This is a genomic window from Robertmurraya kyonggiensis (assembly GCF_005116465.1).
Taxonomy (GTDB): domain Bacteria; phylum Bacillota; class Bacilli; order Bacillales; family Cytobacillaceae; genus Robertmurraya; species Robertmurraya kyonggiensis.
Window position 1 is genome coordinate 1,078,453 of sequence record NZ_SWBM01000001.1, and the last position, 22,035, is coordinate 1,100,487.

The 22,035-nt window shown below is 36.9% G+C and carries 25 protein-coding genes; 17 read left to right on the forward strand and 8 right to left on the reverse strand.

Annotated features, from left to right (window positions below; all coding sequences use genetic code 11):
- Nucleotides 1-77 precede the first annotated feature (77 nt).
- Both FA727_RS05500 and FA727_RS05505 read right to left on the reverse strand, forming a co-directional pair.
- Complete coding sequence (locus FA727_RS05500) at nt 78-1,304, reverse strand: glycosyltransferase family 2 protein (protein WP_438646606.1); 1,227 nt, start codon at nt 1,302-1,304, stop codon at nt 78-80.
- Nucleotides 1,273-2,079 (reverse strand): hypothetical protein, encoded by an 807-nt coding sequence (locus FA727_RS05505; RefSeq protein WP_136829748.1) that lies wholly within the window; start codon nt 2,077-2,079, stop codon nt 1,273-1,275. Before FA727_RS05505 ends, FA727_RS05500 begins: the two co-directional genes overlap by 32 nt.
- Nucleotides 2,080-2,289: 210 nt before the next feature.
- Here FA727_RS05505 and FA727_RS05510 point away from each other — a divergent pair, with 210 nt between their 5' ends.
- On the forward strand, nt 2,290-2,664 hold the full coding sequence (locus FA727_RS05510) for a nucleotide excision repair endonuclease (RefSeq protein WP_136829749.1): 375 nt from the start codon (nt 2,290-2,292) through the stop codon (nt 2,662-2,664).
- Between the two features lie 32 nt (nt 2,665-2,696).
- Here FA727_RS05510 and FA727_RS05515 read toward each other — a convergent pair whose 3' ends face one another.
- A complete protein-coding gene (locus tag FA727_RS05515; protein WP_136829750.1) occupies nt 2,697-3,908 on the reverse strand; it encodes an MFS transporter in 1,212 nt (403 codons plus the stop codon).
- Between the two features lie 485 nt (nt 3,909-4,393).
- On the opposite strand from FA727_RS05515, the gene FA727_RS05520 reads away from it, so the two are divergent.
- Nucleotides 4,394-5,359 carry an alpha/beta hydrolase gene (locus tag FA727_RS05520; protein ID WP_136829751.1) on the forward strand — a complete coding sequence of 322 codons (966 nt, stop codon included), beginning with the start codon at nt 4,394-4,396 and terminating at the stop codon, nt 5,357-5,359.
- 102 nt (nt 5,360-5,461) lie between these two features.
- Nucleotides 5,462-5,848 (forward strand): hypothetical protein, encoded by a 387-nt coding sequence (locus FA727_RS05525; protein ID WP_246041707.1) that lies wholly within the window; start codon nt 5,462-5,464, stop codon nt 5,846-5,848.
- 83 nt (nt 5,849-5,931) lie between these two features.
- On the opposite strand, the gene FA727_RS05530 is transcribed toward FA727_RS05525, so the two are convergent.
- Entirely contained in the window at nt 5,932-6,468 is a 537-nt protein-coding gene (locus tag FA727_RS05530) for a cell wall hydrolase (protein ID WP_136829753.1), read from the reverse strand.
- Between the two features lie 367 nt (nt 6,469-6,835).
- On the opposite strand from FA727_RS05530, the gene FA727_RS05535 reads away from it, so the two are divergent.
- From FA727_RS05535 to FA727_RS05545, 3 genes are all read left to right on the forward strand, one after another.
- A complete protein-coding gene (locus tag FA727_RS05535) occupies nt 6,836-8,971 on the forward strand; it encodes a tetratricopeptide repeat protein (protein ID WP_136829754.1) in 2,136 nt (711 codons plus the stop codon).
- A 138-nt stretch (nt 8,972-9,109) separates the two neighbouring features.
- Nucleotides 9,110-10,318 carry a multidrug effflux MFS transporter gene (locus FA727_RS05540; RefSeq protein WP_136829755.1) on the forward strand — a complete coding sequence of 403 codons (1,209 nt, stop codon included), beginning with the start codon at nt 9,110-9,112 and terminating at the stop codon, nt 10,316-10,318.
- Nucleotides 10,319-10,393: 75 nt separating this feature from the next.
- The gene (locus FA727_RS05545) at nt 10,394-10,876 is read left to right on the forward strand and encodes a GNAT family N-acetyltransferase (protein ID WP_136829756.1); all 483 of its coding nucleotides are present in this window, start codon (nt 10,394-10,396) and stop codon (nt 10,874-10,876) included.
- Between the two features lie 78 nt (nt 10,877-10,954).
- Here the strand turns inward: FA727_RS05545 and FA727_RS05550 are convergent, their stop codons facing one another.
- The gene (locus tag FA727_RS05550; RefSeq protein ID WP_136829757.1) at nt 10,955-11,833 is read right to left on the reverse strand and encodes a helix-turn-helix domain-containing protein; all 879 of its coding nucleotides are present in this window, start codon (nt 11,831-11,833) and stop codon (nt 10,955-10,957) included.
- Between the two features lie 36 nt (nt 11,834-11,869).
- Entirely contained in the window at nt 11,870-12,730 is an 861-nt protein-coding gene (locus tag FA727_RS05555; RefSeq protein WP_158318794.1) for a helix-turn-helix domain-containing protein, read from the reverse strand.
- Between the two features lie 110 nt (nt 12,731-12,840).
- Between FA727_RS05555 and FA727_RS05560 the strand changes: the two genes are divergently transcribed.
- The 6 genes from FA727_RS05560 (at nt 12,841) to FA727_RS05585 (ending at nt 17,227) form a co-directional block, all read left to right on the forward strand.
- Entirely contained in the window at nt 12,841-13,701 is an 861-nt protein-coding gene (locus tag FA727_RS05560; protein ID WP_246041709.1) for an AlkZ-related protein, read from the forward strand.
- 59 nt (nt 13,702-13,760) lie between these two features.
- Nucleotides 13,761-14,399, forward strand: a complete 639-nt coding sequence (locus FA727_RS05565; RefSeq protein ID WP_246041711.1) for a lysoplasmalogenase — start codon at nt 13,761-13,763, stop codon at nt 14,397-14,399.
- 99 nt (nt 14,400-14,498) lie between these two features.
- A complete protein-coding gene (locus FA727_RS05570; protein ID WP_136829760.1) occupies nt 14,499-15,410 on the forward strand; it encodes a WD40/YVTN/BNR-like repeat-containing protein in 912 nt (303 codons plus the stop codon).
- Entirely contained in the window at nt 15,397-16,236 is an 840-nt protein-coding gene (locus FA727_RS05575; RefSeq protein ID WP_136829761.1) for a hypothetical protein, read from the forward strand. Before FA727_RS05570 ends, FA727_RS05575 begins: the two co-directional genes overlap by 14 nt.
- 33 nt (nt 16,237-16,269) lie before the next feature.
- Nucleotides 16,270-16,782, forward strand: coding sequence for a CBO0543 family protein (locus FA727_RS05580; RefSeq protein WP_136829762.1), 513 nt, complete (start codon nt 16,270-16,272; stop codon nt 16,780-16,782).
- A gap of 208 nt (nt 16,783-16,990) precedes the next feature.
- Nucleotides 16,991-17,227, forward strand: a complete 237-nt coding sequence (locus tag FA727_RS05585) for a hypothetical protein (RefSeq protein ID WP_136829763.1) — start codon at nt 16,991-16,993, stop codon at nt 17,225-17,227.
- Nucleotides 17,228-17,349: 122 nt separating this feature from the next.
- Here the strand turns inward: FA727_RS05585 and FA727_RS05590 are convergent, their stop codons facing one another.
- The gene (locus FA727_RS05590; protein WP_136829765.1) at nt 17,350-18,174 is read right to left on the reverse strand and encodes an SDR family oxidoreductase; all 825 of its coding nucleotides are present in this window, start codon (nt 18,172-18,174) and stop codon (nt 17,350-17,352) included.
- A 103-nt stretch (nt 18,175-18,277) separates the two neighbouring features.
- Between FA727_RS05590 and FA727_RS05595 the strand changes: the two genes are divergently transcribed.
- The 5 genes from FA727_RS05595 (at nt 18,278) to FA727_RS05615 (ending at nt 21,171) form a co-directional block, all read left to right on the forward strand.
- The gene (locus tag FA727_RS05595) at nt 18,278-18,826 is read left to right on the forward strand and encodes a TetR family transcriptional regulator (protein WP_136829767.1); all 549 of its coding nucleotides are present in this window, start codon (nt 18,278-18,280) and stop codon (nt 18,824-18,826) included.
- 38 nt (nt 18,827-18,864) lie between these two features.
- The gene (locus FA727_RS05600) at nt 18,865-19,539 is read left to right on the forward strand and encodes a toxoflavin lyase-like VOC family protein (protein ID WP_136829769.1); all 675 of its coding nucleotides are present in this window, start codon (nt 18,865-18,867) and stop codon (nt 19,537-19,539) included.
- A gap of 17 nt (nt 19,540-19,556) precedes the next feature.
- Nucleotides 19,557-19,745, forward strand: a complete 189-nt coding sequence (locus FA727_RS05605) for an amino acid transporter (RefSeq protein ID WP_136829771.1) — start codon at nt 19,557-19,559, stop codon at nt 19,743-19,745.
- Between the two features lie 62 nt (nt 19,746-19,807).
- Nucleotides 19,808-20,194, forward strand: coding sequence for a hypothetical protein (locus FA727_RS24710; protein WP_246041713.1), 387 nt, complete (start codon nt 19,808-19,810; stop codon nt 20,192-20,194).
- A gap of 248 nt (nt 20,195-20,442) precedes the next feature.
- Nucleotides 20,443-21,171 carry a hypothetical protein gene (locus FA727_RS05615; RefSeq protein ID WP_136829773.1) on the forward strand — a complete coding sequence of 243 codons (729 nt, stop codon included), beginning with the start codon at nt 20,443-20,445 and terminating at the stop codon, nt 21,169-21,171.
- Between the two features lie 50 nt (nt 21,172-21,221).
- Here FA727_RS05615 and FA727_RS05620 read toward each other — a convergent pair whose 3' ends face one another.
- Nucleotides 21,222-21,977: a DUF6612 family protein gene (locus FA727_RS05620; RefSeq protein WP_136829776.1), complete on the reverse strand. Its 756-nt coding sequence runs from the start codon at nt 21,975-21,977 to the stop codon at nt 21,222-21,224.
- Nucleotides 21,978-22,035: the final 58 nt, after the last annotated feature.

Consider the following 22,035-nt stretch of genomic DNA (forward strand, 5'->3'; position numbering starts at 1 on the left):
CCTCCAGTACTCCCTGCTGATTACAATATTTCTATTCTAATCCTTTTCTGCCAAAAGTAAAGGGGAAAATAGCATGTTCAAGTGTACTTCCGAAAACGCTCGGTTTTGTCCCATATCGGGTCATCATCTGTACGTTTCAATTTAATTTGAAAGTACAGTCCTCGAATAAGTAATATGAGCCAGAGTTGTGCATAGGTAAAGTACATTAGAAAAGAGGTAAACAAATCACGTAAACCTATTCTTTTGTCCATTACTTGGGAAGAAACAAGCTGGATGAAATAGATGAGCCATGACTCAAACCATAGGACAAGGAGAGGGACACTAGCTGAACTCTCCACGATACCGAACATACCAAGGAAAAACCATATATCTGAGACGATAAGGAAGAATACGAAACAAACATAGACCGCAAGTAATTGAGCGGAGTGAATAAAGTTTCTCCCTTTGAAGTATTCAGGATTTTGAAGTGTTTTTTCAATTAAATAGAGATTTCCCTGCATCCACCGTGTTCTTTGCTTCACCCAAACACGTAGATTCTCGGGCTCTTGTTCCCACGTCCTCGCTTCCGGAACAATCGGTAATAATCCCCCTTTTCCGGTAAGTGCGAGTGTGAGGTCTGCGTCTTCTGCTAGCGCTTTTGGGTCATACCCGCCAGCATCAAGAAGGGATGAGCGTTTAACGAGCATATTCGTGCCAGTAAGGGAGCCAAGCTTAAACAACTTCCACCGTCCTGCTTGCATCGTAAGTTGAAAAACGGAAAATTCTAAGGCGATCATGCGGGTAAGACTATTCGTCGTTTCATTGATGGTCTTGACGTAGCCAACTGCGCCAACAGCCTCTGGTGTTGTTTCTGCTGCTTCGACGAGAAGTCGGAGTGCATCAGGTTCTGGTTGATTATCGGCATCATACACGCAAATATATTCGGAATCCGTTATTTGCAGACCGTAATTGAGGACTCTAGATTTTCCACTCGGTTTTCGAGGCGGAACATGAATATGGTGAATGTTTTTATACATATTGGCATAATAATCTGCAATTTCACCGGTTTCATCTTTGGAATTATCGTTGAGGAGATAAATTTGTAGGTTACCTGGATACTGAATTTTCGTCATTGCAAAAAGGGTATCTGCGATCACAACCCCTTCATTATGAGCCGGAATGAAGATGGCGACACTTGGATAAGTGGTTAATGGGGTCGCGGTCTTTTTTTGTCCACGAAAAATTAAGCCAAAAATCGTGAGAACGGAGTAGTAGACCAACAATAGCCAAAAACTAATCGCGATAATCATCAGTGTGATGACCAAAATGCTCACCCCTTATAAAGACTTTCAACTGGTCCCGTGTCTCATCCCAAAGCTCAGGCAATCGTGCTGTTTCAAAAGAGAGCGATTGTTTGCTGGTTTCATCAAGCTTTCCTTTGAGTCGTTCCAGAACAATCTCGACACCTTGCTCAGTTGTGTTGTTCAGGTATAGAATGATAGCTCGTGGATGCAGTTGACCTGCTAAATCGTATTTTGCTCGAATCGACTCCAATACGGCAACGGATAACTTGTCTCGAATAATTCTCTGCTTATACTCCTTACTCTCATTAATAAGGATGTGGACAAGAAAACCAGATTCTTTTCTCCTTTTCATCCCGGTAAAAAGAATTTCAGCTTGTTCAAGAAACTCATTCAAGGTAAGAATACCTGTATGTTCATCGTATTTTCTTAATCGTAAAAGCTCTTCGTTTAATACCTGCAGAACCTCCCGATTTTTCCGAACCGTATACCCATAGATCCATGCTATCAAAGCGGAAAATGAAACTAAGGCTTGCACCGCAATATTGATTCCTTGTTTATTTAAATCCCAAGCGAAATACCAAGATGTACCGACGTTGAAAAAGGCCAAGATTAAAATAATGGTAATGAGCAGGGCAAAGGAATACATCGTACGAGTGAACATACTGAGAAGTCCCATAATCAGCATTAGTACAATCATCCCGATATAATAGGTACGTGATTCAATGATCAAGCTACCTAAGAGGATAGAGCCCAATAATCCTAAATAGATGAAGAAATGCTTTGTTAATCGTTCCATTTGAAACCCTCATTGTTTTTCAAATTGTCATCATTTTAGTATTTGGGTAGGCTGTAGGAAATTATTTGATATAAATAATGGTAGATTGATGAATCCCTAAGAGGTACAATGGAAGAGGAATTCTAGATCAGGTATATATCCAATACTTATTGTAGAAAATAGAATTGATCTAAAGTTTAATAAATGATGAAAATGAGGTTTTAACAAGCAATGATTAAAATTGACATTCCGAATCCAGACGTCTCGATTAGCGAACGTAAACAAATTCGAGAGAACGATGAACCAATCATCAAATCCATCGAGGGATTCATCGATCTTCATAAAATTCCAAGAGATAAAGGTGGCATCATTTTATTTTACAATATTAATGATGAGCTATTGTTTGTTGGGAAAGCAAGAAAGTTACGTCCAAGAGTGAAAAAGCATTTGGAAGACAATGTGTCTCCTTTAAAGGGTCATAGAGAAGAAGTATACAGAATTGATGTATGTGTTGTCGAGGATCCAATGGAAAGAGAGATTTACGAGACGTACATCATTAACACGCTTCAAGCGAAATATAATATAGAAAAAGTGTTCTATAAGTAAGTGCAAAAGGGAAACCGAATTTGGTTTCCCTTTTACATTTTTAGTTCCATTGATTTTCTTTTTCCATTTGTGTAAATGAGGACTGTGAGACATGTCAGGATTAGGGTACCGTGAAAAGCCAACACCATTTTTGGTAACGTAAAAGCCTCTAATAAAATGGGTGCAACGACGAAACCGAGAGCAAATCCTAGTGATTTTAACAGCATACCGACACCAAAGATTCTTCCTCGAATATGATTGTCTGTTTTTTGAAGAACAGTAGCATGCAAGGTTGTGAAGCAGGCATCAAATACACCTGTAAAGAACGCAAAAGTCAAGACAATCGATAGGTTTATACTTGAGAAGAATGTAATAAATCCCGTTGACATCAACATGGCTGTGAAAAAGCATGCGTAAAATAATCGATTTCCATGTAAGAATTTTAGTTTTGGTAAAATGATCGTTGCGAGTACTGACCCTATTCCCCAAACTCCCCAAATCAAACCATAATACAGGCTTTGACGACTTGCATCAATATTCTCTGCTAACAATGGAATCCCCAAATTATGTGAAGCACCAGCAAATGCACCAACTAGGAATACAATGTTAACAAGTAGTAGCATCGGAGCGAGTAGGATGTACGAATAGACTTCTTTTATATCACGTACGATATTGATGAGTTTGTCCTTGAAACCATTTGTTATGACTACTTTTCTTTCTGTTAGGTTTGTTTCCCATTTCATGCCGAGTAAAACGAGGGCAGAGACAAAATAGGTCAGAGCGTCAATGATGAGAGTGATTTCATAACCAAGAATATCTGTGATGATTCCAGCACCAATAAAGCCAATTACTAAGCTAATTGAGGTTAATCGAGAGATGAGCGCATTTGTTTCTAGTACTTTATCCTGCCCGTAAATTTGCGGAATTTCAGCACTATAACTTACCGCGAAAAAGCTTGAGAAGATCCCAATAAAGAAACATACGACAAGTATCATGATCGGGTTTGGAAAAAAGACGAGAGTTAATATAATGACAGCTCGGAATACATCCGTCCCAATCATGATTTTTCTCCGGTCAAATCGGTCAGCGAGAACCCCTGAAAACAAGCTCGACAACACTCCACCTAACGTCTTAACTGCCATAGTGGCTGCCAACCAGGCAGAGCTTCCTGTTGCAACATACATTAAAACATTGATGGCAATCATGTCCATAAACGTTCCTAAATCAGAAAAAGCTTTTACATATAAGAAAATTTTACGATTCATTGCTTGGTTTCTCCCTGGTTGTATAATGTTTTTCTTTATTTTAAAGATTTAGAAAATATTTAGCAATACGAAATTTTAGAGTGAGGAATGGTTTTGCCGTTAAGTTGGTGAGTTTAGGCCTTTTACAGACCGATAAATATGTTTGTACGCCACGATGTCGGGGAAGGAGTCAAAGTTGACGGACAAATAGGATTTGCACGCCAAGATGTAGGAGATAGTGGTTGATCTGACCGACAAATGTGATTTGTACGCCAAGATGATGGAAGAGAAAGAGCTAGAGTTGACCGGTAAATAGGACTTGCACGCCAAGATGGAAGAGAAAGAGCTAGAGTTGACCGACAAATATAGTAAATTAACTTTCCCTTAATTCTGAATCAAAATAGCTAAATCCAAAGCGCTTTTGGTAAAGAAAAACGCTATTAAAATTTTTGCATTCTGCTAAAATAGATAGGTAAAAGATTAATAGATAAAAAGGGGATTAATTTTTGAAAAAGAAAATTATGTGGATTATGATGATACTTATTCTAATCGTAGTAATGGGCCTCGGGGTTGCAGGAAATTATTTTTACGGTGTGGCGGTAAAACGCGGTGAAGAAGGACCAGCATTACATGGTGGTGGAAGCAGTGAAGTTGCTGCGACTTTAGAAGGTACAGAAGAACAGCTAGCAAAAACGGCAGCGTTAATGGAGTGGGCAGCAAACCAAGAATTCGAAATCGTCCAAATTAAATCATATGATGAATTAACTTTAAAGGCACGATTCTTAAAAAATCCATACTCAAATGGCAAAGCTGTCATCATTGCCCACGGATATCATGGCAGTGGAGAAGATATGCAAGGCATTACGAAATATTATTATGACCTAGGCTATGACATTCTAAAGCCTGATGCCCGTGGACATGGCATGAGTGGTGGCGATTATATTGGCTATGGCTGGCATGAGCGCAAAGACTATGTGGATTGGGTCGATTATTTAATTAAAGAAAAGAATGAAAACACCATTTTCCTACATGGATTTTCAATGGGAGCTGCCACAGTTTTGATGGCGTCTGGCGAAAAACTTCCAGCTGAAGTAAAAGGTATTATCGAGGATAGCGGTTATACAACTGTGAAAGCAGAGTTAACGCACCAAATGAAATACTTGTACAATCTTCCGGCATTTCCGATTATGGAAGTGACAAGTGGGATTACAAAATTAAGAGCGGGTTATACGTTTGGCGAAGCATCTGCTGTTGAAAGTGCGAAGAAAAATAAGCTGCCATTGTTTATAATTCACGGGGATCAGGATGACCTTGTACCGACTAAAATGGCGAACGAAATTTTCGAAGCAGCGACTAGTGAAAAAGAGCTATGGATTGTACCGGGTGCAGGACATACGGAAGCTTATACAGTTGCAGAAGAAGAATATCAGAAGCGATTAAAAGTATTTTTAGACAAAGCGATTGCTCAATAATTCGGGAGAGGACGGTTTTAAAAAAGCCGTCCTTTTTTTGATCTGGTTGTGAATATCCCCCTAAATTCTCTAATATGATCAAAATGGGAAGGGGAGATGCGCTTGAAAAAAGAAATCCTATTAACAAGAGAAATGCTCGCCCATTATGTTGAACTGAGTAAAAAGAAGAAGGATATCGAAGCAGAACTAGATGAACTGAAGAAAACATTTAATGAATTTTTTGACGAAACGGTTGGGAAACGACTTAAAGGAGAAGTAGTCTTAAAGGATTACAAACTGCAACGACAAATCCGGACGACGGAAAAATATGACACAGAATCGACCGTTAAAAGATTAGAAGAACTTCATTTAAATGACCTTATTCAAAAAAGTCCTGATGAAAAGAAAATTAAATCTGCGATCCATTTGGGCATTTTAAAAGAAGAGGAATTGGCCGAATGTAAAGCAGTGAATACTTCGCAGGCGATTTATGTGAAGCATATCGATTAGGTTGACTAGACCGAGCTGACCATAAAATTAAAAAAGCTGTTCCACAAAAGAGATTATCCTTTTGCAGAACAGCTTCTATAATTTTATATTGCAAATGCATGATTATCAATTTTCTTAATCACTTTACGAGAACGAATCCAGTTGTCTGTCGCGATTTCGGGATTATAGAAGTAGATGGCATTGTTTAAATTTTCAGGGGTTTCTACTGCTTCTTCTACGGCCTCTTTTGCTTCTTCAGACGCAGGTTTGTTAATGGAACCGTTCTGAACGGGTGAAAATGCATAAGCACGCCCGGTTTTTTCATAGACAACGTCTTTCACTGTGTCTGGGAATTCTTCGGATTCTACACGATTTAAGACGACTTCAGCAACGGCAACCTTTCCTTCATACGATTCACCTTTTGCTTCAGCTTCAACTAAGCGAGAAAGTAATTCCTTTTCTTTATCAGAAATTTTTTCTTCCACATTTTCTTTAATAATATCTTGATTTATTGGTTTTTCCGGAATTTGAATTTTATCTTCAACTTTTTCTTCAGCAAATGCGATAGTACTTTGCAAACCTAAAAAAGCTAAAGTAGCTACGCATGCCGCAGCTATTTTTTTCTTATAGATGTTGTTCATGCTGTGCTACCTCCTTGTTTTTGTCTGTACTAACCCTAACATGGGTCGTCCTCGTGATGTAAGAACAATACGGTTACATTTCTTTTTAAATTGATAAAAAAGATTGCAGGTTCGATCGGAATATGACAAAATACCCGTTATTTCTTCATAATCCATCCAGTTTTTGACGAAAGAAGGGAGAAAGTTCCAGCGGTTCCATTGAAGATTCTGGATCTCAAACAAGAACAATGGCAATTAGGACCTAGAACTTGAAAATAAACGGGGCTAGAGGGAGTAAGAGAATGTTACTTTTCTCATATAGTCCTTAGTTAATTTATCGTGATAGAGTAAGGAATAATGAAAATCAATTCCCAAAGGGGCAATAAATATGAGTTTTGAAGAACAATTAACGAACAAACAATACTTTAATAATTTGATTGAACATAAAGGAAACAATCCGGTAGAAGTATTAGGAGAACTCTTTTTTGAGGAACAAAAGCAAGAGGTGTACGATTTGTCGTATATTCGTTTTGCACAAGGTGAGCTGTACTTTCAATACAAGGACTTTGAAGCAGCCATCTATAAATGGGAAAATATTAAAAATGAGCTTGAGCCATGGGCTAAAAAGAATATGGCAGATGCTTATGTAGAATTAGGTCTTTATCCAAATGCCGAGTCGATTTATACATCAATTGTGACGGACTCGGTCATCCTAAATACAGAAATCGGTCTACAGTTATTCTCTCTTTACACAAAGCTTAGAAATCTGGAAAAAGCAGACAGTATGATTAAGAAGGTCGTCTCCCTAAATCCAGATTATCCATTGGTAACAAAATTGGCACGTTCTTTTTATGAAGAGAACGGAGACTGGAAGAGTGCAGTGGAGCTTGCCGTTAGTGAAGGGAAAAGACAGGAATCAATGCAATGGTTTTCTGTTTTGAAATCTTATATAGATGAGGGTTATGCTGAAAAATTTACACCTGAATATTTCGAGCAGCCTCTATTGACGGTAAAAAGCATTAGCCACCCACAGTTCGGTCAGTTGCTATTTTCATTATGGAAACACTACGTGAACGATGAGCAATATTTGGCTTGGGTCAAGAGCTTTAATCATCTGTTTAAGGAAATGGAATTGCTTGACCAGGAACAGTGGTACGAAACGAATAACCTATTTAATGAAGTGTTCTTTAGCTTGATTAATGGGAAGTACTACATTCATGAAATCAAACCATTGATTCCTGAGTTGTTATACAATTGGAGAAAAATCGCTGAGTTTTCAAGTGCTACACTTGTATCAGGTGCAATTTTAGCATGGAATGATCATTTCCCTGAAGCGCTTGAACAGGAAATGGTGGAAAAAGCGGAGTATTCTATTAGTCGTGAATCCCATTCGAATGATACGGTTGAAGATGGTCTACAGCTACTGACTGATATTTTAAAATGGGGAGAAAATGAACCTGTACAGTTGGAATGGGAAGGGGAACCACTTTATATTGAAGGACAAAACGATGTAAAGGATTTCCTACAGTCCCTTCAAGATATGAAGCAGAGTGAAAAGTTATTAGTGCTGATCAAGAATTTACTTGATACTCTTTTAGCAAAAAAGGCCGAGCAAAAAGGTGAACTTCGCGAGTCCATTACTTTGAATGAAGAAGTCCTTTCGAAGTTAAATGGTGCGGTGAATCAATTAGATGATTTGCAATTCACGAAAAATAATGTCATTACAAAAGCATTCCAAAGCAGAAAGAATGAAATGAGAGAGACGATACAATCGAAAATCCCTGAGATTCTACAAGGATGTGCAGACTTGGTACATGAGGACAGTGATTTCAAAAATCTTCATGTTAAAATTAATCACGAAATGAATCAACGTATTCAGCTATACCTAAATGAAACAGCCATACCATTGTTAAAGGTGAAGTTTAAGGAATGGTACAGAAAGGCTGAACTTGAGTTTAATGAAAGCAAACGATTTATTGATGAAATGTCAGATGGATTAAACCAGTTGTTTGGTGACGATATGTTAAAATTGCAATGTGATTTCCAAGTGCTGAACGATTGGAAGCGAGATATGGAACGGATGACGAGCTATTCGGCTTTTGAAAAGGAGAATATTTTCCTACGCTTCACACCGTCTCAATTCTTATTAAAAAGCGCTAGCAAGCTTTTTGGGGGATTATCACAGAATAAAGGATTCTTGGTAAGTCAGTATCAGAAGGCAATTGAAAACGAAGATTTTACTGAAGTTGCCGAACGAATCGCTAATCGCTTTTTACAACAGCTTGACCTATTCGAACGGACGCTAGAACGAGACATTTGTATGTTCTTTGATAGCCCGATGGATGTGTTAAAAGTTGCCGTTGAGAAGTTGAAAAAGGAAAAAGAGGGCAACGAGAAAGAGCTTCACATGCTGAACTCCAGTCCAGAGAAATTCTATGATCCAGTTACTCTATTCCAAATTCGCCATCGTCAATTAGAATGGTTAAATATTCGTCATATAACTACATTGATTGATCCTGCATAAAACAAGGGATAGATTAAGGAGTGTTAAGAACTCCTTTGTCTATCCTTTTAATTTTACGATTCTGCATGCTATACTAAGCCATAGAAAACATACATATATTAGCTTAGTAGATAGATAGGAAAAGGATGGGGGGGCAGGATGGAACATCAATTAGCGAAATCCATTCCCGCGAAAAAGGAAAAACAGGTGGGCATGATCTTAGTGTTAGGATTTTTATCAGCACTTGCACCATTTGCGATGGATATGTATCTTCCGACCTTGCCAGCACTTGCGTCAGATTTACAAGCAAGTACTTCTCTAACGCAATTGAGCTTAACCTTCTGTTTAATAGGTCTCGCATTAGGACAATTGATTGCTGGTCCGATCAGCGATGCACGTGGTCGAAGGGCTCCTTTAATCATCGGAATGATTATTTTTATTGTTTCATCAATTCTATGCGCTTTTACGAGTTCGATCATTGTACTTATTGTCTTGCGCTTGATTCAAGGTCTCGCAGGTTCTGTCGGTCTTGTCGTTTCTCGAGCAATTGTCCGTGACTATTATTCGGGCAATGCCATGACGAAATTTTTTGCAGTGTTGATGCTTGTGAATGGTGTTGCTCCAATTATCGCACCTGTTTTTGGTGGTCAAATGCTAAGATTTACACCATGGAATGGCGTTTTTGTCGTACTTGCGATTATTGGGATGTGTCTCCTTTTAGGTGTAATTTTTAAATTGCCAGAAAGCTTACCGAGAGAAAGACGGAAAAGTGGTGGATTAAAAGACACTTTTTCATCATTTCAAGGGATTATGAAAGATCGTGTTTTTATGGGGCTTAGCTTGTCACAAGGTTTTGTTTTTGCGGCGATGTTTGCTTATATTTCAGGTTCGTCATTTGTTTTACAAGAAATTTTCGAAGTTTCCCCGCAGGTGTATAGTGCGATTTTTGGAATCAATAGTATTGGAATTGTCCTGGCATCTCAACTGAGTTCAAGGCTAAGTTTTCAGTTTGGTGAGAAGAAAATTCTTGCTATCGGATTAATTACGGCAGTCTGTGGTAGCTTAGCATTATTGTTAATGATCCAATTGCAGGCAGGGCTACTCGGAGTACTTGTGCCACTGTTTGTTGTTATTACAAGTGTTGGTTTTGTTGCACCAACAAGTACCTCCTTGGCAATGGACCGACAAGGTAGAAATGCAGGAAGTGCTTCAGCATTAATTGGCTTGTTGCAGATGGGATTAGGAGCTATTGCCACACCGATTGTAGGGATTGGCGGAAGTCTTACAGCAACACCAATGGGGTTGGTAATGGCGGTAAGTACAATTTGTGCGATAATTAGTTATTTGTTGCTAGCTAGAGGGAAATAATAGTAGTGGAATACATAGCTCATTTATAAAGGGGCTATGTTTTTTCAGTAGAGAAAAACGAAGGAAGAGGAGTCTATGATTTTAGAAATTAAAAGCATGAACGAAGAGTTTGCAATCGAGATATTAGACTGGAAATACGAACCACCATATGATTTTTACAATAACGAATCAGATCCACAAAGTCTAAAGGAATTGATGGAAAATTCCTATTATGTAGTTGTAGATAATAACAAAAAGATAGTTGGCTATTTTTGTATTGGTGATAGTGCAAAGGTGCCAATTGGCGTACAGTTTGGAGCCTACAATGAGGAACTTATCGATATTGGGATTGGAATGAATCCATCATTAACTGGAAAAGGGTATGGAGCTACATTTTTTTCATTTATTCTAAGTTTTATTGAAGAGAATTTTTTGAGGGTGCCATTTCGCTTAACGGTAGCCAAATTTAATCAAAGAGCAATCCACTTATATGAGAAGTTTGGATTTGAGAAGGAAATGGAATTTGATAGGGGAGATACTAGGTTTATGACAATGGTTAGGGGATGTTCATTCACGTGATTTAGAGCACAAAAAAAGGAAAGTAGGGATGAACTTTCCTTTTCGTGTTTGACAAGGATTCTGATTAATCCTAGTGTCTTATGTTTCTTCAATTTCTAATAGAATGCTGCGATTTTCTTGTACACTCTTTACCAAAACAGCATTCCCTTGAAGTTCAAAGATTTTAATCGACTGGTCTAGAGATTCTTTAGCTCTCGCTTTTTCTCCGAGTCTTGCCAAATTCTCACCACTTTGATAGAGAAGTTCTCCATATATGTAGAGAGTATCGTATTTCTTGCATAAACGTATGCCTTTCTTACACCATTCAAGTGATTCTTTAAATTTCTCAATATCAGTTAACAATTGTGCTAATCCAAAAACAAGTCTAATTTCGATATGGGAGTTTGTTAATCTTGGAACCTCTTCAAATTTTTTTAGAGCTTCACGAAATCGAGTTTCAGCTTCCCCATAATTCCCCGTTTCTCTATGAATGACAGCGATACTGTTTAATATTTCAATTTCTTGTTCGGTATTATACTGCTTATTATTTGTGATTTGTAAGGCTTCATCTAAGATTTTAAGAGCTTTACTAGGATTAGACTCAATGTAATGAATACTAATGGCTTCATGCCACAGTAGAAATTGTAGGTTTTCAGGTTCTTGATAGTAGGGGTGTTTTTTTTCTAAAAGGACCGTGTCGTAAAGACTTTCGTAATCCCTCATTCGAATCACTTTTCGAATATATTTTTTACTATTTTGAAGATACTCAACCTTATAGGACTCTTGCATTTCAAAAAAATAATTCATATCGACACCCAATTTAGTTGCAATCTGATTTAATAACAGAGCGGAGGGCATTGCATTATTGTTTTCTAAATTTGAAATTTGCGCCTGATTACAAATACCAGAGGCTAGTTCTTCTTGACTTAAGCCCAGTGCTTGTCGTAGATCTTTGATAGCTTGCCCAAGATTAAACATCTCTTAAAATACACCTCTTCGTAACACTTTCATCAATTAATTGTTAGTGCCCAATAATTCGTCTTCGTTTTCTTTTACCAACTTAACATATTGCTGATTATCCTGGAGTTGGAAAATTAGGCAAGACCGATTAAAAGCTTGTTTTGCTTCATTATGTCTCCCTAATTTTGCAAGATTTTCTCCAACTTGATATTGGAAATGTCCTAATAAATAAAGAGTTTCTATTTCATCGCAAAGTCTAATTCCTTTTTGGCTTAGAAGAAGAGAGTCTTGGAAACGATTTGTTTCTGTATATAACTGTGCTAATCCGAAGAGGATTTTGAGCTCGATGTTCTGATCCGACACTTTTGGAAGTTGCTTTAAAAGATCCAAAGCTTTATGGAAATTACTTTCCGATTCTTCGTTAATTCCTAATTCTTTTTGCAAAACAGCGAGACTAGTCATAATTTGAATATCAACCTCGGAATAACGATGTCCTTTTTCGTTAAGATTTAAGTGGGGTCCTTGTTTCAATAATTCCATCGCTTTTAAGGAGTCTTTCTCAACATAATGAATGCAAATGGCTTCATGCCATATGATGAATTTTAAATTTTTTCCTTCTTGAAAGAAAGGGTTTTTCTTTACTTTAAGAATGTATTCGTATAGTTCATTGTATTTCTTCAGTTTTTCCAAATGAATGACTTCATTTTTTACACTATTGATATACTCGATTTTGTGTGATTGTTGTATATCAAAAAAGTAATTCATATCGACGCCGAGCTTTTTCGATATTTCATTAAGAATTATGGCAGATGGAATTTCATCATCCTTTTCGATCTTGCTGATTTGAGCTTGAGAACAGATTCCTGCAGCAAGTTCTTTCTGACTCATACCAGCTCTTTTTCGTATATTTTTCAAAGATTCTCCAAAGGGTAAAAACTCCATGTTGTTGCTCCTTTAATTGAATACAAATTGATGTGATTTTTTATAAAGTTAATTTTGAATAAACTTCAAAAATTTGTTCAAACATGTCTTTACTCCTATATAATAACACTATTATTGTGTGTGAATATACAGAATTAGTTGTAAAGCAAAGTAAAAATTTTATAAAAAATGATGTTTTTTCTAATATTAGAAAAGTAAGCGAATGCAGGAAAATCTTGGGTAGATATAGAAATTTATATGTATGTCTATATTTTAAAGGAGCCAATAAAATGATGGAGAAAAAAGTGAATACCTACCAAGAAGCTATTGATGTGATTGAAGAGGTGGGCTTACTCCCACTAGCTACCTTAATCCCAGATTATCCTTCATTAAATACGATTACGATGTCAGAAAATTGGTATTTAGACACGGAGTATGATCCATGGATTTGGAGAACAAAATTTTCATCTGATGGGGTTGCAGGGTATGGAAAATTTATTAAAAAGAAATCTGTATTGATTTCTCGTCAACTGCTACCATATATGAAAAATATTTTAGGTCATTCTAAGTCTGTTGAGGAACGTTATTTTAATGGGATCATATCGAAAGAAGCACTTGAACTATTTAAATTGATAGGTCAAGAAGGAGGTATAGATACAAGAAATCTTAGAGTTAAAGCTGGACTTAAGGAAAGCCATAAAAAGAGGATTTTTGAGAATGCTCTTTTGGAATTACAAGGAGCAATGGATATCGTTATTTCAGGAATTCAAGTGAAGAAGAATGGCGACGGTGAGAAGAACGGTTGGAACAGTACTGCATTCGAAACTTATGATTCATGGGCCGAGAGAAATAATATAGAAACTTTTGAACTAAGCAGAGAAGAAGCGAAAAGAATCCTGATGATTCATTTTTCAAGTTTTTGTAGTAATGAAGTGGTTAAGAAGTTTGAAAAAATATTTAAGTGAAGAAATAGTGTGATGACTAGTTGATAGCGTCGCCTTTATATGAAATTGGAGGTAAATTGGTGAAAAAATTGGCTCTACCCATTCTCATTTTCGTAATGGGGTTGTTGTACATATTTGTGATTCCAAACGAACCAGAAGCACTCAAGACATTATTTAAATTGATCCCGATGTGGCTGATCCTAATCTATGCCTATATACGGATTCCTGATAAAACATCACGCCCACATTGGATTATATGGAGCGGTCTATTCTTCTGTATGCTTGGTGATGGATTGCTAAGATGGTTTGTTATTGGATTAACTGCCTTTCTGATTGGTCATATCTTTTATGCAGTAGGATTTTCTCGTTATCGACAGGTATCAAAGCAATCACTGCTTCTCCTTATCCCAATTGGATTGTATGGGTTCGTAATGGGGTTTAGCGTGATAGATGCATTGCTGGCAGATCAAAATTATGCCTTACTCGTCCCGGTACTTATATATCTTATGGTCATTCTACTGATGTGTTGGACTTCTTTTTTATCAAAAAATAAATGGGCAATGATCGGGAGCGTACTATTTGTGATTTCAGATTCATTTTTGTCATGGAATATGTTTGTGTCGGATATTCTCTATTCAGATATTTTGATAATGACAACTTACTATTCTGCCCAATTTTTGATTGCACATAGCTTACGCTTTTTCAAACCTTATCCGTAAATACAACTGTTCTGAATGCAGTTGTATTTTTTTGTAAGTTGTATACCTAGATTTTCTATGTACACTTATGTATAATGGCTAATGAAAGGAGTGCTTTTGATGAAAAAAAGTATCTTAGCACTATCTGGTGTACTGATTGCTGGGATGATTATTAGCACGATCCTATATGAAAATCAGAACCATGTGGCGGTACCACAGCTGAGCGTGCCAAAAGTAGAACAAGAAAATAATCAACAAAATGAGGCTAATGGATTGTGGCCATTGACAAATGAACAGATTAGTTATTCCTTACAAAATGAAGAATTAAACATTACATACAATAAAGGTGAAGGGTGGGTAAGGGTTCCTATTGAAAAGGAATCGCTATTTAGTGGTGAGTATAATGGAAATAAAAAAGAACTGATTCCCGGAAGCTATCTATTAACAGAAAATCGAATTGGTTTCCTATATGGTAATGAGTCCATTCTATTTAAATATTCCCTCGATCATGGCCACACATGGCAAGAAGGGCTAGTAGCTAAAGACTTTCCACATGTTCGATTTCGAAAAGTTGATTTCTTAAATGCACAGTTTGGTTATGTCGTACTCACTGGTGATCGTACAATGTCTTGGGAGTATTCAACTGCCTATTTGACTCATGACGGCGGGAAAACATGGGTGGAAACAACAACACCACCTTCAACAAGAATTATTGCAGACGGTGGTTTTATCGATGAAAATACAGGATTTATGTCGTATGGAACAATTAATCCAGATAAACCGGATTTGTATGTGACACAAGATGGTGGTAAAACCTGGAGTGAATCGATCGTTCAAATTCCTCAACAATATGAGCAAATCTTTGTTCAAGCAGAGCTCCCAGTAAAAGAAGAAGAGCAATTATCTTTGTTAGTTAATCAAGGTTCCACAGGTGATTATTTAGGTGGAAAGGTAAAAGGGAAATTTATATCTACAGATAATGGGTTAACATGGTCGTTTGTGATGGAGGTGCAGCCGAATGAAGGAGAATAGAAATATAATGCTCGGTTGGATTTTATTGCTTTTCGCTGCTGTTCTCTTCTGTTTACAATTAGCCTATATGTTTGCACATGCAAACTACCAGGTCGAGTATACGGATAGTCGACTTTTTTATGTCCTCAACATATTGTGTGTAGTATTTCTCTATTTTGCTCTTAGCCTTTTACTGAAGAAATTTATGAAAACCATTCTAGCTGTTTTAAGTACCATTCTTTTGGTACAAATTGGTTTACTTGTTCATGTGAACCAAGAGGTTAGAAACATTGTCAGTATATCTCCAAATAAACAACATGTTTTTTCGGCGAAGGAGAATCTAAAGAGTGGAGAATTCGTATACTATCGAACAAACTATGGTATTTTCGCGAGACCTAAAGAGGTTCTCCCAAAGAATATTGTTGGTGAAGTGAAAGTAGAGTGGTTAGCCAATGATATAGCAGCACTTACATATCAGAGTACTGAGAATAAGACTGAGCATTTCGTTGCAACTTATGGTGACCGCAAAGATGGCATTTCCTATTATAATGTTGGAGCGGAGATCCATGGTGTATGGCAAGGTTCAAATCTTGAAGTAACGAGCGGGTCTGAAGGAATCTCTGTAAAAGAGAATAATGTGGCAGAGTTGTTCAAGTGGAAAGATATTCAGCAATATGGAACACAAGCTGTTGTTTTAAAAAGGAATAAGGAACCGATTTGGACGATCTCATTGAATGAAAATTTTGTTGTTCAGTCAGATTCAACTGGGCCTATGGTGGGAAATATAAGTTTATGCAAGGTAACTATGGATCAAGTTGTTCCAGTGACTCTTCAGTTTATCCAATAGAAATTAATGTCTTGATAGATCGGGGTGATTACGATGCGGAAAAGTAAGAAAGAGCAAAAAATATTATTATTCCTTTTAGGGTTTCACATCATTTTGTTAATTCCGATTTTATTGCGAAAACCGCCGATTAAGGATTGGCTGCTCGTCTATTTTTATAATGCTGCCACTAACGTGTTTATTGATAATATTTTAGCTCGGCTAAAAATTGTACGATATCCGGATCGTATACTTCCGAAGCTGTTTCAAACACATATTCTATTTGATTTATTAATTTATCCGACCATCTCTGTCTTTTACAATCAAATAACAATGAAAGATAAACCTATTGCAATCTTTTTTAAGGTTTTTCTGTTTACTGTCCCGATGTTAATGATTGAGCTATTTGCAGAAAAACATTCCAACTTAATTAAGTGGAGTAGTAAATGGAAATGGTATCATACTTTTCTGAGTCTGACTTTTAAAACATTAGTGACGAGAGGCGCTATTGCTTGTGTTCGAAAAATAGAAGAGAGACAAAAACGCAAAGAAACGGAAGTAATGGTGTAAGAACATAAAGGAAAACAGCGATAATCTAGGCAGGATTATTTTTGTTGAATTTTTTGCTTGAGGGGGAGGGAATGGTGAACAAAAATATCCGTAATCTTTTAATCGTACTATTCGTTTTTTTAATCATAGTAATTTTTGGACATTTAATAACAAAATTATCGATACCAAATACGAGAAATTGACCATCAGACAGGCGGACGAGACGACAATGCTGATCACGGATAAAGTGGAAATTGAAGAGTTCATCAAGTTAATAAATACTAGCCCACGCGATTTCTTTCTACTTACTTTGGGATTTAAATATGATCATTCTCCTCATGGGATGTTGATTTTTGAAAATGATGAAGGGAAGTTGGAGATGGGCTTTGTATTGGATGAGGACGAAAAAATGATTGTGATTGCGGATCATTGGGATCTCTTTACTAAAAAGGAAATAACTTGGTGATTAGATGAAAGTATGTTGGTCCCTCATAATGATTTCATTTTCCATTCCAGGTAGAGGAACTTGAAAAACATACGCAAATAAGAAAACAGCATCATATGAAATGATACTGTCATAAAGAGTATTTAATTACTTGCATGCGCGGCTCTAAATTTTGCAATATTAGCTGTCGTACCACCATCCACTCGAAGGTCAGTCCCAGTAATGTAAGAAGCAGCATCTGAAATTAAGAATTCAACAGCTGTAGCAATTTCAGATGGTTCTCCTTCGCGTTGTAGGGGGGTGTGATCCAATAACACTTTCATTTCTGCTTGTTGGGATGCTTCTTGGCGTCCCATTGGTGTGTTAATCGTACCAGGTGAAACGGAAACAATACGAGCACCTTTTTGACCCCAAGCCCATGCTTGCTCCTCGACAATTAAGATAACGCCTAACTTTGATAGTCCATAAGCAGCACCAGAGTTTCCTTGCGCGAATTGTTCCATTGTTTCAACCACATTCTCTGCCAGTGGATTCTTCAATACTTCTGTATATGGACCTTCTTTTGGTGTAAAATGACCACTCATTGAAGAAATACAAACCGCAACAGTACCTGGTACGGCAAGTTTGATAAATTCATCTAAAACAATACCAGTTCCAACGAGGTTCACTTCTGTAATACGCATAGAATCAGCCATTGTTGGCGATAATCCAGCTGTATGAATAATAGATTTCAAAGTTCCTAGTGAAGCGGTCTTTTCTGCGAGTACTTTCACATTTGCGGAATCAGTAATATCTACTGTTTGATAATGTACATCTGTAATTCCTTTTGTTGCGAGCTCATCTTTGGCTAGAGCCAATCGTTCTTCATTCACATCCGCCAACAGAACTGTTCCAGTTTTCCCAACTAATGATGCTATTGCTTTCCCCATCCCGCCTGAACCACCAGTAATTACATGAACATTTCCCATGGTAATACCCCCTTATAGTCAATACACTTTGATCGTATGGTATAATTTCAGTAAATTCAAACGACATTTGCACACAATATGTCCATTTTGAAGGAGGGCCAAGATGATCACGAATGAATCAGAGCTATCAACTAAGCAATATATTGTATCGGCCATCTTAGAGCTACTTGGTTTAAAACACTTTGAATTGATTTCGGTAAAAGAAATTGTCAAAAAAGCAGGGATAAGTCGCTCGACTTTCTATCTCCATTTTCAAAATAAGTTTGATCTGATTGATACTGTAAGGGATGATATTACGACTACATTCCTTTCTTTTTATGGCCATAAAGAGAATGCTTCACTTGCAGTGAACAAGACAACGTATTACATCTGCCAACATATCTATGACTATCGTAACTTTTATCAATATGAGTTTGATAATCCCTCATATGTCCAAGAGCTTTCCAATACATTAGCGGAAAAATTGCTGCAGGTATACGACGACAAAAGCTATGCGATATTTGCTAGTTTTGGAACGATTGGGTATTTAACTTTTTGGGTAAAAGATGGATTTCAACTTAGTCCGGATGAAGCCGCAGCGGAACTGGTGAAAATAGGAGTTACAGATTGGTCAACACTCAGTAACGGAATAAAAATTCGGAACATTCTGTGATGAATATGTTAAAATTTAACAAAGGTGTGGTGTGAATAATGGAAATTAAATCAGTCATTCTACAGTCTAATAATATTGAAGAAATGAAAGAGTTTTATGTGGAGCACTTTGGCTTTCCTTTAGTTAAGGAGGATGAATCTGGATTTAGGATCGTTGTTGGGACTAGTGAATTGGAATTTAGCTCAAAACAAGTAGAGGCGAATCCCTATTATCATTTTGCTTTTAACATACCAACGAATAAATTTGAGGAAGCGAAAGAGTGGGTGAAAGATAGAGTTGCTTTAAATGTAGATTTTGAAAAAGATGAAATCTATTTTTCGAACTTCGATGCTCATTCACTATATTTCTATGACCCAGCTGGGAACATCGTTGAATTAATTGCAAGGCATGCGTTAGCAAATGCGCAGGAAGGCGACTTTTCGATAGAATCTATTTTGAACATAAGCGAAATTGGTCTTACAGTAGATGATGCAATACATGCATGTCATAAATTAATGGAGATTGGAATTCACGAACGGGAACACGGTGATTTAACTGCATCATCTCTCAATTTTATGGGAGAAAAATCTAAGGGGATCTTCATTATTTTGAATCAGCCAGGTAGGAGATGGATTTTCTCAGATAAGCAGTCTGCTATATTTCCTTTGGAGATAATAACAACTGAGGATAGGAAAATTGTTGTCAATTTAGAAAAACAGTTCGAAATTTTCTAATACGAGGGACTGATTGTATGAAGGAAGAGAATAAACCAATGAATGATGCCATTGACCATTTGAATAAGATTGAAGGAAATGTAGGCAATCTAGCAAATACGGATCTAAAAAAATTGCCAAAACCGATAAGATATTTTGGGTATTTTATGATGGGCTTCTTTTCAGTGGGAATTCTACTGATTATTGTGTTGAATTGGTTGAAGTGAGTTTTCTTCGAGCAAATAAGAAATGCATTTTTTAAGCGAAATAGAGCAGTGGGATTAATTTTATGGAAGAACATAAGAAGCAAAAATTCGTTAGTCTTGATGTGGAAAGACTTAATATTGTTGATTCAAAGGGTAATGTGAAAATGACTTTATTCAATAATGAAAACATTCCTCCTGCTATGATGGATGGCGAAGATATTTTACCTGGACACAGACAAAACGACCCGATCTCTGGACTGATGTTTTATAACAATGAAGGTGACGAGTGTGGAGGTTTAATTTTCGGAAGTAGCAAGGATGAAAATGGTGATTATCAAGCTTCTGCATCTCTAACATTTGATCAGTATAAGCAAGTCCAAGTAGTACAGATGCATTACATGGACAATAATGGAGAAAAACAATATGGGTTTTCAATTTATGATCGGCCGAAAGACCTCTCCCACATTTAATAAAAAGAACACAGAAAATTAAAAACTCAAATGTAAGTGACGAGCAAAAGGATAGTCTTTCAGAAGAAGTATGGGAAGGCAATACACAAAGAGCATTTATGGGAAAAATTCAAAAGGTGAAGTAGCCGTTAAACTAATGGATTCTAAAGGACATGAAAGGATTCGAATGGTCGTCGAAGAAAATGATGTGCTGATGGGGAAGGTAATGTCGTATATAAATTACCTCCTGAAAAATAGAGGTGAATCACTTGTCGAAGGTTGCACTTATCGTAGTTACACACGATCCGAATGGTAAGAACATTGAATTGTTTAATGAATTACGGGTACATATTGAGAGCAACTATTCTGAGCTATTTATTACAATAAGCGAGGAATCTTCAACTGACATTATCGAAACAATAAAAGATAGTAAATTCAATATTAAAATTATCCCAAAAAATGGTGCAGGTGCGGCACGACGGGAAGTAGTGAAGTTTGGATTATCAGGCCAAAGTGATTACTTTCATTATTGTGATTTTGATCGACTACTAACCTGGTGCAAGTATTACCCAAATGAATTAAAAACAATCGTCTCGGATATTCCAAAATACGACTATCTGATTCTAGGACGCACAGAACGCGCAATGAATACTCATCCCATTGAGTGGGTGGAAACCGAAAAGATAACGAATAAAATTTGCTCAATCGAGTTAGGAAATGTTGTAGACATTACAGCGGGCTCTTGTTCGTTTTCAAGGAAGAGTGCTGAATTAATTAATAAGTTTTCAAAGGAAAAAATGACTGACGCTGAATGGGCAATGATAGCAAAAAGAATTGGTGGATATCAGGTTCATTATTTACCTGTAGAAGGATTAGAATATCACGAAGAGACGAATGGACTAACAAGGAAAATCTCTGATTCTGAAAAATGGTTTAGTAGATTAAGACTTAGTCTAATCATAAGTGAATCTGCAATTAAGACAGGTTTAAAAGCGTAACTAAGAAATAAAAGATACAAAGAGCATGGCTATACCATGCTCTTTGTATCTTATTCAGCAATTTCCGCTGCATTCTCTACTACTTCTGCAGGAACTTTAAATTCCTTTACCTTATTCACATTTGAATATTTCACATCGACCGCTGTGATCATATTAACAGTTTCTCCTTCAGCAGTAACATCGATATCCATCTTCGCAACAGCTGATTTTAGTAAGTATTCTTTATCAAGCGTGAGTATATAATCAAATGTATGAATTTTTACATCTTCGACTTCTATTTCCTGAACAGAATCCTTCAAGACTTCCTTTACTAATGCAAATTCTTCCTCATTTGCATCTTCAGCTAAATTAACCTTCAGGCTATATCCGTCTTCAACGCTTTCCAACTCGAATAGCTCCTCGAATTTTCTCAATTTATCTAGGTCTTCTTCGATGGATTGACCCGCTGCTAATTCGGAAAATTCGGCTGTGTCATTAGTTGGAGTTTTCACCCAACTTGGCATCTCGGGTAAAAGCAAATATGTATTATCCTTGTCGATATATATTTCCATATCTCCTTCTACAGTGCCCATTTTTAAGTAAGTGAGGAAGGGTTCTTGTGAATATGTCATTTCTAAATTAACGGACTGATCCAATTTCTCTCCATTTGAATCAAGTTTTACATCAATTTTCCCGTTTACTTCAGCACTATTAATGTCTGCATTCAAAGCTTTACTGACAACATCTTCTTTAGAAACTGTGGTGCTACCACAAGCAGACAAGACCATTGCAGTGGCTGCAACTACAAAAAACAAAAACTTTTTCATACTGACCCCCAATATTAGACTTATTAATAGTTTACTATATTCTTCCAGATAGGAAAAT